Origin of the sequence: Streptomyces sp. NPDC086519 (genome assembly GCF_040686075.1) — a bacterium.
GTDB classification, from domain to species: Bacteria; Actinomycetota; Actinomycetes; order Streptomycetales; family Streptomycetaceae; genus Streptomyces; species Streptomyces shenzhenensis.
Genome location: NZ_JBFBJL010000048.1, coordinates 1 through 10,584 on the forward strand (window position 1 = coordinate 1; position 10,584 = coordinate 10,584).

The window sequence follows — 10,584 nt, forward strand, 5'->3', positions numbered from 1 at the left end:
GGGGTGCGGGGCCCGGGGGCGGGGCGTCCCGGGGGGTGGGGTGTTTTTTGTATTGGGTTCCGCCCCGGGCATGTTTAAGGGGCGCCAGGTGCACGCCCCCTGAAAGGGGCGCGGGGAACTGCGCGACCAGCCCCCACCGGCCCGCACCCGTACGGCGCCCGCACCCGTACGGCGCACCGGCCGACCCGGCGGGAGGCCCCGGGCACTGACCGGACCTGCGGATTCCGATAGCCTCGGAGCGTGGCGGAACAACACCAGTTCGAGCGGGGCACGGACGGGCCCAAGGTCATCGTGGTCGGCATGGACGGCTCGGACTCCTCGTGGCGCGCGACCTCCTACGCCGCCGGTCTGGCCCGGCGGCAGCACGCGCTGCTGGCCATCGTGTACGTCCAGCCGGTGCTGGCGGCCGGGGCGGCGCTCGGGGCACCGGTGGCGGAGACCACCGACGAGATCGCGGAGGACCTGGTGGCGCAGATCCGGGACGCGGCCGAGCGGCTCAGGGGGATATTCGAGGTGCGCTGGGAGTTCCACACCTTCCGCGGCGACGCCTACAGCGGGCTGGTGAAGGCGGCGGACGAGCTGAAGGCCGACGCGGTCGTGGTGGGCGCCTCCGAGCAGGCCGGCCACCGCTTCATCGGCTCGGTCGCGATCCGTCTGGTGAAGGCGGGACGGTGGCCGGTGACGGTCGTGCCGTAGCGGTCTCCCGCAGGAGCAGCAGCGGGGTCGCCGGGAGCAGGACCCCGGCGAGGACGATCGCGGTGCGCAGCACCCGCCACTGCCCGTACCTGGCGACCAGCCGCCGGGCGAGCCGGGCGCCGAGGAGGCCGCCGAGGCAGGGCGCGGCGAAGGCGAGGCCGTACTGCCAGGGGGCGAAGCCGAGCGGGCCGCGCATGAGGACGGCCAGCGGTGGTGCGGCGACCATGATCAGGGCGTTGCCCGCGAGGCTGTTGAGGAAGAGGGGCCGCGGGGCCGGGCTGGAGAGGATGTGCCGCCAGCCGTCGAGCAGCTCGGCGGCGCGCAGCCGGGGCACGTCCCGGGGCGCGGGCCGGCGCCCCCTGCGGGTCGACGTGGTCGGTGCCCGGCTGGCCCCGGCGGCGCTGCTGCGCGGCTTCCGCACGGCGCACCCGGACCTCCCCCTGGACGTCGTCACTCTCTTCGACGTGGACCCGGCGCTGACCGCCCTGCGCACCCGTCTCGCCGGCGCCCGGCCGCCGCGCGGCGCCGCCCGCACCTGGACGCCGGGCCGGGCCGAGAACGTGCGTGGCGTCTTCCGTCCCTGACGCCCCTGAGCCATCATGATCGGCCGTCAGCCGTTCGCGACCGGCGAAGAGGTGAGGCGCATGACCAAGCTCCGCATGGGTGAGGGGATTCTCCGTCGCAAACCCATCGAACACATCGAGGAGACGGAGGTCACCGCGGGCCCCCGACTCGACAGGTCGCTCGGGCTGGTGCAGCTGACCGCGATCGGCGTGGGCGGCATCATCGGCGCGGGTATCTTCACCCTCGCCGGTACGGTCGCCAACGAGACGGCGGGGCCCGCCGTCCTGGTCTCGTTCCTCATCGCCGGTGTGGCGAGCGCCTGCGCCGCGCTGTCGTACGCCGAGTTCGCCGGGCTCATCCCGAAGGCGGGGTCGGCGTACACGTACGGCTACGCGGTGCTCGGGGAGTTCGCGGGCTGGTTCATCGGCTGGGACCTGCTGCTGGAGTACACGGCGATCGTGGCGGTGGTCGCGATCGGCATCTCCGGGTACTTCAGCTTCCTGGTCGAGGAGATGGGCGCGAACCTGCCGCACTGGATGCTGGGCGCCCCCGGCACCGGGTCCGGGCACCGCATCGACCTGTTCGCCGCCGTGCTCTGTCTCCTCATCGCCTGCCTCCTCAACCTCGGCATCCGCAGCGCGGCCCGCTTCGAGACCTTCGTGGTGGTGCTCAAGGTGCTGGTGGTCCTGCTGGTGATCGGCGTCGGCGTGTTCCACGTCGACTCGGCGAACTACCACCCCTTCTTCCCGTTCGGCGTCAGCGGCACGTTCACCGGAGCGGCGACCGTGTTCTTCGCGGTCTTCGGGTACGACGCGATGTCGACGGCGGCCGAGGAGTCGAGGGACGCGCAGCGGCACATGCCGAAGGCGATCATCTACTCGCTGGCGATCTCGATGGTGCTGTACGTGGCGGCCTGCCTGGTCCTGACGGGCATGCAGGACTACCAGCACATCGACCCGGAGAGCGGCTTCTCGACGGCGTTCAAGTCGGTGGGGCTGAGCGGGCTGGCGGACGTGATCGCGGTGGGCGCGATCATCGGCATCCTGACCGTCATGTTCACGTTCATGCTGGGCGTGACCCGCGTCTGGTTCTCCATGTCCAGGGACGGGCTGCTGCCCGGCTGGTTCGCGAAGACGCACCCGACGCGGCACGTGCCGACGAGGGTGACCTGGATCGTCGGGGCGGCCTCGGCGCTCCTCGCCGGTTTCGTGCCGATCGGCGAGGCGGCCGAACTCACCAACATCGGCATCCTGCTGGCGTTCGTGGTGGTGTGCGCCGCGGTGATCGTGCTGCGCTACCGGCAGCCGGAGCTGCCGCGCACCTTCCGTACCCCGTGGATGCCGTTCGTGCCGGCGCTGGGTGTCGTCTTCTCGGTCTGGCTGATCACGTTCCTGAAGTGGCAGACCTGGGTGCGGTTCGCGGTCTGGTTCGTGATCGGGTGCGTGATCTACTTCGGCTACTCCTGCAAGAGGTCGCGCCTGGCCGGGCCCTAGAGGCCGCGGAGGAAGCCGAGCAGGAGGGCGTTGAACTCCGCAGGCCGCTCCAGGTTCGGGTAGTGGCCCGTGCCCTCGATGATCTCCGCCCGGCCGTTCGCCACCTCACGGGCCAGGCGGTCGGCGGCGGCGAGCAGGTCGGCGGGCTCCAGACCGCCGTTGACCGTGAGCACCGGGACGTCGGTCTTCGGCACCCGGGACCAGGAGTCGGTCACGCGCACCAGATGGTCGGGCTCGTCGGGTGTGTGCTTCGAGATCGAGTGCAGGGCCATCTCCCGCAGCCGGCGCGGGATCTCCGGGTCGATCGCGTCGAGGGTGCGGTGCTCGCCCGGTACCACCCGCACGAAGGCGTCGAGCCAGCCTTCGATGTCACCGGCGCCCAGCGTGCGGGCGTACTCGGCCTGGAGCTCCGTGTGCCAGGGGTCCGTGTACCGGAAGTCGCCCGTCGCCGCCCCGCAGGTGACCACCGCGCGGACCAGCTCGGGGTGTTCCAGCACGGTGTCGGTGGCGATGACCCCGCCCATGGAGACGCCGACGAGGACGGCGGGCCCGGCGTCGAGGTGGCGCAGGAGCTCCGCGAGGTCGTCGGCCCAGCGGAACGGCCTGCTCGCGTTGGCCGAGAGGCCGTGGCCGCGGACGTCCGGGGCGATCACCCGGTACCCGGCGGCGAGCGCCGGGAGCTGCCGGTACCAGAAGCGGTGGTCGACGTATCCGGCGTGGAGCAGGACCACCGGGTCGCCGGAGCCGGTGTCGAGGCAGGCGAGGTCGCCGTCGGAGGAGGGGAAGAAGCGGACGTCCGCAGCACCATTCATGACAACCAAGGTGTCATCATCGCGGGATTTTGACAACTGGATTGTCATCTTGACGAGGGGTGCATGATGGCCGGGTGAACGACATCGACAAGCCCCTCGCCCCCGACGAGCTGGGCGAGCGCATCACCGAGGTGTTCGATCTGATCGGCCCGCTCTACCGGCGCGCCTTCCGCAAGGTCGAGCAGGGCGAGCAGATCGAGGGGGCGTCGGTCGGGGTGCGCTCGGTGCTGGACCTGCTGCGCCGGTACGAGCCCATGACGGTGCCGCAGATGGGCCGGATCATGGCGCTGAGCCGGCAGTTCGTGCAGCGCATGGTGAACGACGCGGTGGCGCGCGGCTGGGCCGAGGTCACCCCCAACCCGGCGCACCAGCGCTCCTCCCTGATCCGCCTCACGGACGAGGGCCGGGCGACCATCACCGCGGTCCTCGCCCGCGAGCACGCCCTGAACCGGCAGGTCGGCGGCGATCTGACCGACGCCGAGATCACGGCGTGCGTACGGGTGCTGAAGCAGCTGCTGGCGGCCTTCGACCACGTCGACGTGGAGTGACCGCCGCTACTCCCCCATGATCAGCCCGTCCTTGGCGGCCCCGCGGCTGAGCACGACGTCGCGGATGGCGTCCCGGGCCGCCGTGAAGTCGGCGCCCTGGCCGATGGCCGCGTTGAGGTCGACGACCCGGCCGGCGTCCAGGTCGTACAGCTGCGGGATGAACTCGGCCTTGGCGACCTCCCAGCGGCCGCCCGGCCGGGTGGGCGGGGCGAAGGTGAACCGGGCGAGGGTGGACTCGTTGCCGCGCGGGTCCTGGCGGCCCTGCCCGTTGTACATCTCGCCGGCCAGCTGGTCGCCGAGGCTGTAGACCACCCAGGTGCCGTTGACCTTCTCGTACGCCTGCGGGATGTGGGCGTGGGTGCCGAGGAGCAGGTCGATGTCGGGGCGGCCGCCGGTGCGCGCGGCGGTGAGGGTCCTGGCGAGGGCGAGCTGCTGCTGGTCGGGGGCGTCGGTTCCCTCGGTGCCCCAGTGCACGGAGACGACGACCACGTCGGCGCCGGCCCGCCGGGCGGCGCGGGCGTCGGCGAGGATGCGGTTCTCGTCGAGGAGGCCGACCGCCCAGGGCTGGCCGGGCGGCAGGGAGTTGCCGTTGACGTCGTAGGTGTAGGAGAGCTGGGCGACTTTGGCGCGGCCCGCGTTCATCAGGGTGAGGGTGCCGGCCTCGGCGTCGGTGCGGGCGGTGCCGGAGTGCCTGAGGCCCACCCGGTCCAGGGCGGCGAGGGTGCGCTGGATGCCCGCGGCCCCGTCGTCGAGGGCCCGGTCGGAGGCGGTGGAGCAGCCGTCGTAGCCGGTGGCGGCGAGCGCCTCGGCGAGCTGCGGCGGGGAGGTGAGGCCGGTGGGGCCGCCGTCGGTGCCGGTGACGGTCGCCAGGTGGCAGAGCGCCAGATCGGCCCTGGAGACGACCGGTTCGACGCCGGCGAGCATCGGGCGGAAGTCGTAGCCGTTGCCCCCCGCTTCGAAGTTCGCGTGGTCGGTCGCGGACTTCTGCGGCATGACGTCACCGGAGGCGACGAGGGTGAAGCCGGTCGCGGGCGCGGCGGGCGCCGGGTGCGGGGGCGGGGCGGCGCGCTCCTCCCGCAGGTGGTTCTGACAGGCGGCCGCGGCGGCGAGGAAGGCGGTCAGGGCCAGGGCCGCCCGGCGTCTGCGATTGATCATCAGGAGCACCCCAGAGTCGCAAGCCTTGTCCGATTTACAGATCAATGGGTACGAAGGTGGGGGCGGCCGCAAACAACTCAGGCGCCCCGATTGACCCATCCGGGTCGGGTACGGGGTGTGACGGACCGTTCGTCGCACCGTTCACCGACACGATCGACCGTCCGCCGCACATCCCTGTGCGCCCCCTGTCCCCCGGCCGGACCCTGCGATGCCATACGGCCATGACGGCCGGAACCACCCTTCCCCACGGGACGACGACCGCCGAGCACGAGCTCGTCGCGCTCCAGCGCGAGCACGGCCGACCCCTCTTCGCGCTGCTGCTGCGGCTCAGCGACGGGGACCGGCAGCGGGCCGAGGACCTCGTCCAGGAGACCCTCGTACGCGCCTGGCAGCACCCGGAGGCGCTGCGCGCCGACGCCTTCGACTCCGTGCTGCCCTGGCTGCTGACGGTCGGCCGGCGGCTCGCCATCGACGCGCGCCGGGCCCGGCAGGCACGTCCCGCCGAGGTGCCGGACGCCGTGCTGGAGAACACCCGGGCGGTCGGCGACCACGCCGAACGCGCGGCCGCGGCGCTCGACGTCCGGGAGGCTGTGAAGACTCTCACCCCGGAACACCGTGAAGTCCTGGTGCTGGTGTACTTCCAAGGGGCGAGCGTGGCGGAAGCCGCCGAGACCCTCGGGATTCCACCCGGTACCGTGAAGTCGCGCGCTTACTACGCGCTGCGCGCCCTGCGCCGGGTTCTGCCCGGTTACGCACCCGACCTGCGATGAAACCGGGAGCCAGGTCAAACCTCGGTAAAGCGCCTTGCTGAGGACCATGTTTGAGCAATCTGCTGTCTTCATCCGTGTTCCGCACCGGGAGAGGGACGGACCCGGGGTCGGGGCCACGCGCGCACCGGAGGAAGGCAGGACGGGATGCTGCACAGAGGTCAAGAGAGCACGGACGGGGCCGGAAGCGGGGAGCTGGCGGTCCCGATGGCCTGGTTGTACGCCGAGTACATCGCTGACGAGCTGCTGCGCACGGGCGATCTCATGCCGCCGACGTCCTTCGAGTTCCGGGCCGGCCGTGACGCGCTGGCGCTGACCATCTTCCTCTCCGACGCGGACGGCGAACTGTCGGGCATCCGGGTCGTGTCCCAGTTGGAGACCTGGCTTTCGCTGACGGCGTACGACCAGCCGTGGCAGGAGTGGGTGCGGGAACGTATGGCAGGGCTGGCCGCCGAGTCGGGCGGGCCGTCGCCGGACCTGGATCTGGCCGTGGCGGCCTGGCGCTGGCTGGAGGAGACCGAGCTGCTCGCGCCCGATCTGGACGCGGTGCCGGGCGGCGGTTCGGTGTTCGGCGAGGACGACGGACCCAAGGTGTGGACCCCCGCCTGGCGGCTCGGTCTGCCCCTCGGGCACCTCGCGATCCATCTTTTTTGATTCAGGACCAATCCGCGGGCCCGGCCGCTCCGAATCCGTTGATTACGATTCTGTACGTGGCTTGAGTGAAACGGCTGCCGACTGCGTACGGGTGGGAGCAAGGAACAACGCGTAACCCCCACCCGCACCTTCGGCACGAGGATTCGTCATGAGGTCCCTGGAAAGGCATCGCGACGTCGGCGCGTACGCGCTCGGCGTGCTGGACGAGGCGGAGGCCTTCCGCTTCGAGGACCACCTCATGGAGTGCCCCCAGTGCGCGGCACACGTGACCGAGTTCGGCCCCGCGGCACGGCAGTTGATGCTGTACCGCCGGGCCACGCCGCGCTTCGTGCACCCCATGGCGCAGCCCGGTCCCCGGCTGCTGGACCGGCTGCTCGCCGAGGTCGCGACCCGGCACCGGGCCAAGCGCCGCAGGCTGCTGTACGGCCTGGCCGCCTCGGTGGTCTTCGCGGTCGCCGGCCCCGGCATCGCGGCCTATGCCGGTCACGACGCCACGCCGGCCGTGCAGGTCACCGCGGCCACCGACGCGCAGTCGGGCATCTGGGCGCAGGTGACGTCGCAGGACACGGACTCGGGCAGCGCCATCGAGCTCCAGGTGAAGGACCCCGGCGGGCCGCGCTCCTGCCGCCTGGTCGCGGTCGGCGACGACGGCTCCGAGCAGATCGTGACCACCTGGGCGGAGCGGGACCACGACGACCGGGTGAGCACCATGACGGGCGGCTCCTCGATGCGCGCGGACGAGATCGACCGCTACGAGGTGCGCAACGCGGACGGGCAGCTCCTGGTCGCCCTGGACCCCGCGTGAGCGCCGGCTACCTGAGCAGCCGGGACATCCGGCGGTCCGCGAGCGGCTTGCCGCCGGTCTGGCAGGTCGGGCAGTACTGCAGCGAGGAGTCGCTGAAGGAGACCTCGCGGACGGTGTCGCCGCAGACCGGGCAGGGCTCGCCGGTCCGGCCGTGGACCCGCAGCCCGCTCTTCTTCTCGGCCTTGAGCCGCCCCGCCGCCAGGCCGTGGGAGCGCTCCACCGCCTCGGTGAGGGTGGTGCGCAGCGCCTCGTACAGCCGGTGCGCCTCCTCGGGGGTCAGGGACGCGGCCAGCTTGAACGGGGACATCCTCGCCGCGTGCAGGATCTCGTCGCTGTAGGCGTTGCCCACCCCGGCGATCAGGCTCTGGTCGCGCAGGGCGCCCTTGAGCTGCCGTCGCTCGTGTGCCAGCAGCGCCGTCAGGCGGGCCTCGTCGAAGTCCGCGGCGAGCGGGTCGGGGCCGAGCCGGGCGATGCCGGGGACGTCCCGCGGGTCGCGGACGACGTACACGGCCAGTTTCTTCTGGGTGCCGGCCTCGGTGAGGTCGAAGCCCGCACCGGTCTCCAGAGCCGCCCGCAGGGCCAGGGGACCCTTGCCGGGCCGGGGCGGACCGTCCGGCAGCCGGTCCTTCCACTGGAGCCAGCCCGCGCGGGCCAGATGGGTGACGAACCGCAGTCCGCGGTCGCCCTCGACGTCCAGGAACTTGCCGTGCCGGTGGACGGCGACGACCTCGCTGCCCTCGAAGGCGTCGACCGGCGGGTCGTACGTCTTCAGGACGCTGACGGCGACCGGCAGCACGCGCACGACCTGGTGGCCGACCAGGTTCTCGGTCAGGAAGTCCCTGAGCGCTTCGACCTCGGGCAGTTCGGGCATGCGTCCAGAGTGCCACCGGGCGCCCGGGGGGTCAGGTCCGGTCGGTCCTCTCCGGCATCCGGAACTCGCACCAGACCGCCTTGCCGCCGCCGCGGGCCTCCACGCCCCACCCGTCGGCGAGCTGGTCGACGAGCAGCAGCCCCCGCCCGGAGACTCCGTCGGCGCCCGCCTCGCGGCGGCGCGGCAGGGCGCTGGAGGAGTCCTCGACCTCGACGCGCAGCCGGCGGTCGCTGCCGCCGAGGACCCTGAGGGTGACGATCGCGCAGCCCTCGGTGTGCATGAGGGCGTTGGTGATCAGCTCGTCGGCGACCAGCTCGATCTCGTCGGCGCGGTCCCCGGCGCCCCAGGCGCGGACGGCGGCGCGGACCATGCGCCGGGCCAGGGCGAGCGCCTCGGGGTCGCCGGAGGCCACGTGCTGCTGGAGGCGGCCGACGGCCTGCGCGGTGTCGAAGCCGCGGCGGCGCAGCAGGAGCAGGGCCACGTCGTCGTCACCGGCCCGCTCCTCGGCGATCTCGATCAGCCGGTCGGCGAGGGCACGCACGTCCTCGGGCCCCTCGGCGACCTGCTCGGCCAGGGCCCGCATGCCGTCCCCGAGGTCGGCGCCGGGCTGCTCGACGAGCCCGTCGGTGCACAGCAGCAGCATCTCGCCGGGGTCGAGCTCCAGGGTGGACACCGGGTACTCCAGGCTCTGGAACTCGGCGGACAGGCCGAGCGGCAGCCCGCCCTCGACGGGCACCCGGCGGCAGCCCCCGTCGGCGGCGCGGACCAGCGGGTCGATGTGGCCGGCGCGGACCACCTGGACGACCCCGGTGGCCAGGTCGGCCTCGGCGTACAGGCAGGTGGCGAAGCGGTCGGTGTCGAGCTCGTCCAGGAAGACGGAGGCGCGGGCCATCACGGTGGCCGGGGCGTGGCCCTCGGCGGCGTAGGCGCGCAGCACGATGCGCAGCTGTCCCATGACGGCCGCCGCGTGCGTGTCGTGGCCCTGGACGTCGCCGATGACCGCGCCGACCCGGCCGCCGGGCAACGGGATCAGGTCGTACCAGTCGCCGCCGATGTCCCGGCCCAGGGGACCGCCGGCGCTCGCCGAGCGGTAGCGGACGGCGACGTCGGCGCCGCGCACACTGGGGATGGTGCGCGGCAGCATCGCCTGCTGGAGGCCCTGGGCGAGGTCCTTCTCCTGCTCGAAGAGCATGGCCCGTTGCAGGCTCTGCGCGATGCTGCTGCCCAGGGCGACCAGGACGGCGCGTTCCTCGGTGGAGAAGCCGAGCCGGTCGTTGTAGAGCAGGCCCATGGCGCCGATCGGGCGGGCCTGGGCGATCAGGGGCAGATAGGCGGCCGAGGTGATGCGCAGGCCGGTGATGTGCGGCCACAGGATCGGGTAGCCCTCGGCGAACTCCTGAGGTGACTCGATGAAGCGCGGGCTGAGGGTTCGCACCACCTCGCCCATCGGGTACGGCTCCTCGATCCGGGTGATCTGGGTGCCCGGCACGAAGCTGCCGGCCGGTCCCTCGGCGACCAGCCGGATCCGGCCGGCCTCGACCAGGCCCATCACCAGGGAGGCCGCGCCCAGGTTGGGGATGCCGCGGGTGCCCTTGAGGACGTCGATGACCTCCTGGACGCTGCTGGCGTGGGCGAGCGCGGCGGTGACCGCCTGGACGACACCGGTCTGCCGGCGCAGCGCCTGTCCCTGGGCGTCCCGCAGGTCGCGGGCCTCGCTGTCCTCCAGTTCCTGGGTGGCGTCCCGGACGATGCCGACGACCCGGCGCGGGCGGCCCGTCTCGTCGCGCCGGATGTAGCCCTGGGTGTGGGTCCAGCGCGGGGTGCCGTCGCGGAGGCGGATGCGGAAGTACGCGCCGTAGTTCTCGCTGCCGTCCTTGATGGCCCGGGACACCACCTCGTCCAGCCTGCTGGACTCGGCCGCGGGTACCCGGGCGGCGAGGGTCTCGGGGCGGCCGTCGTACTCCTCGGGGGCCAGGTCGAACACCTCGTACGCCTGGGCGTCCATGTGGAACAGGCCGGCGTCGAGGTCCCAGTCGAAGGTGCCCATGCGGTTGAGCACCAGGATCGGGTGGTCCGGATGGGCGGGCCAGTCGTCCGGGAGTGACGGAGCGCTCGCTCCCCGATCAGCCATGGGGCCACCATGCCAGGGGAACCCTTTTCGGGCAATTCCTCACCATTTGTCTTCTTCACTCGCCCGGGTTACGCAACCGGGCAGGCGC

At 72.5% G+C, this 10,584-nt stretch carries 11 protein-coding genes and 1 pseudogene; 7 read left to right on the plus strand and 5 right to left on the minus strand.

Going from position 1 to position 10,584, the window contains the following annotated elements:
• The first annotated feature begins 240 nt into the window (after positions 1 to 240).
• Positions 241 to 696, plus strand: coding sequence for a universal stress protein (locus tag AB0P24_RS34100; RefSeq protein ID WP_365800882.1), 456 nt, complete (start codon positions 241 to 243; stop codon positions 694 to 696).
• Positions 697 to 760: 64 nt separating this feature from the next.
• Here AB0P24_RS34100 and AB0P24_RS34105 read toward each other — a convergent pair.
• Positions 761 to 1,027 (minus strand): annotated as a pseudogene (locus AB0P24_RS34105) (MFS transporter); the annotation flags it as partial.
• Between the two features lie 40 nt (positions 1,028 to 1,067).
• On the opposite strand from AB0P24_RS34105, the gene AB0P24_RS34110 reads away from it, so the two are divergent.
• Together AB0P24_RS34110 and AB0P24_RS34115 are read left to right on the plus strand one after the other, a co-directional pair.
• Entirely contained in the window at positions 1,068 to 1,280 is a 213-nt protein-coding gene (locus AB0P24_RS34110) for a hypothetical protein (protein WP_365800884.1), read from the plus strand.
• Positions 1,281 to 1,340: 60 nt separating this feature from the next.
• Positions 1,341 to 2,753, plus strand: a complete 1,413-nt coding sequence (locus AB0P24_RS34115; RefSeq protein WP_365800886.1) for an amino acid permease — start codon at positions 1,341 to 1,343, stop codon at positions 2,751 to 2,753.
• On the opposite strand, the gene AB0P24_RS34120 is transcribed toward AB0P24_RS34115, so the two are convergent.
• On the minus strand, positions 2,750 to 3,565 hold the full coding sequence (locus AB0P24_RS34120; RefSeq protein ID WP_365800888.1) for an alpha/beta hydrolase: 816 nt from the start codon (positions 3,563 to 3,565) through the stop codon (positions 2,750 to 2,752). The genes AB0P24_RS34115 and AB0P24_RS34120 overlap by 4 nt on opposite strands.
• Before the next feature lie 74 nt (positions 3,566 to 3,639).
• Between AB0P24_RS34120 and AB0P24_RS34125 the strand changes: the two genes are divergently transcribed.
• On the plus strand, positions 3,640 to 4,113 hold the full coding sequence (locus AB0P24_RS34125) for a MarR family transcriptional regulator (protein WP_365800890.1): 474 nt from the start codon (positions 3,640 to 3,642) through the stop codon (positions 4,111 to 4,113).
• A gap of 6 nt (positions 4,114 to 4,119) precedes the next feature.
• On the opposite strand, the gene AB0P24_RS34130 is transcribed toward AB0P24_RS34125, so the two are convergent.
• Positions 4,120 to 5,268: a CapA family protein gene (locus tag AB0P24_RS34130; protein ID WP_365800892.1), complete on the minus strand. Its 1,149-nt coding sequence runs from the start codon at positions 5,266 to 5,268 to the stop codon at positions 4,120 to 4,122.
• A 221-nt stretch (positions 5,269 to 5,489) separates the two neighbouring features.
• On the opposite strand from AB0P24_RS34130, the gene AB0P24_RS34135 reads away from it, so the two are divergent.
• The 3 genes from AB0P24_RS34135 to AB0P24_RS34145 all read left to right on the plus strand — a co-directional run bounded on the left by AB0P24_RS34135 (position 5,490) and on the right by AB0P24_RS34145 (position 7,494).
• Positions 5,490 to 6,038 (plus strand): sigma-70 family RNA polymerase sigma factor, encoded by a 549-nt coding sequence (locus tag AB0P24_RS34135; RefSeq protein WP_365800894.1) that lies wholly within the window; start codon positions 5,490 to 5,492, stop codon positions 6,036 to 6,038.
• Positions 6,039 to 6,182: 144 nt separating this feature from the next.
• Positions 6,183 to 6,689, plus strand: coding sequence for a hypothetical protein (locus AB0P24_RS34140; RefSeq protein ID WP_365800896.1), 507 nt, complete (start codon positions 6,183 to 6,185; stop codon positions 6,687 to 6,689).
• Between the two features lie 148 nt (positions 6,690 to 6,837).
• On the plus strand, positions 6,838 to 7,494 hold the full coding sequence (locus AB0P24_RS34145) for a zf-HC2 domain-containing protein (protein WP_365800898.1): 657 nt from the start codon (positions 6,838 to 6,840) through the stop codon (positions 7,492 to 7,494).
• Between the two features lie 7 nt (positions 7,495 to 7,501).
• On the opposite strand, the gene AB0P24_RS34150 is transcribed toward AB0P24_RS34145, so the two are convergent.
• Together AB0P24_RS34150 and AB0P24_RS34155 are read right to left on the minus strand one after the other, a co-directional pair.
• Positions 7,502 to 8,365: a DNA-formamidopyrimidine glycosylase family protein gene (locus AB0P24_RS34150; protein WP_365800900.1), complete on the minus strand. Its 864-nt coding sequence runs from the start codon at positions 8,363 to 8,365 to the stop codon at positions 7,502 to 7,504.
• A 31-nt stretch (positions 8,366 to 8,396) separates the two neighbouring features.
• Positions 8,397 to 10,496, minus strand: a complete 2,100-nt coding sequence (locus AB0P24_RS34155; protein WP_365800902.1) for a SpoIIE family protein phosphatase — start codon at positions 10,494 to 10,496, stop codon at positions 8,397 to 8,399.
• Between the last annotated feature and the right edge of the window lie 88 nt (positions 10,497 to 10,584).

Excerpts from the sequence above, each read along its gene's own strand:
- AB0P24_RS34130 (WP_365800892.1), bottom strand. The coding sequence starts at position 5,268 with ATGATCAATCGCAGACGCCGGGCGGCCCTGGCCCTGACCGCCTTCCTC.
- AB0P24_RS34145 (WP_365800898.1), top strand. The coding sequence starts at position 6,838 with ATGAGGTCCCTGGAAAGGCATCGCGACGTCGGCGCGTACGCGCTCGGC.
- AB0P24_RS34120 (WP_365800888.1), bottom strand. The coding sequence starts at position 3,565 with ATGAATGGTGCTGCGGACGTCCGCTTCTTCCCCTCCTCCGACGGCGAC.
- AB0P24_RS34140 (WP_365800896.1), top strand. The coding sequence starts at position 6,183 with ATGCTGCACAGAGGTCAAGAGAGCACGGACGGGGCCGGAAGCGGGGAG.
- AB0P24_RS34135 (WP_365800894.1), top strand. The coding sequence starts at position 5,490 with ATGACGGCCGGAACCACCCTTCCCCACGGGACGACGACCGCCGAGCAC.
- AB0P24_RS34115 (WP_365800886.1), top strand. The coding sequence starts at position 1,341 with ATGACCAAGCTCCGCATGGGTGAGGGGATTCTCCGTCGCAAACCCATC.
- AB0P24_RS34155 (WP_365800902.1), bottom strand. The coding sequence starts at position 10,496 with ATGGCTGATCGGGGAGCGAGCGCTCCGTCACTCCCGGACGACTGGCCC.
- AB0P24_RS34150 (WP_365800900.1), bottom strand. The coding sequence starts at position 8,365 with ATGCCCGAACTGCCCGAGGTCGAAGCGCTCAGGGACTTCCTGACCGAG.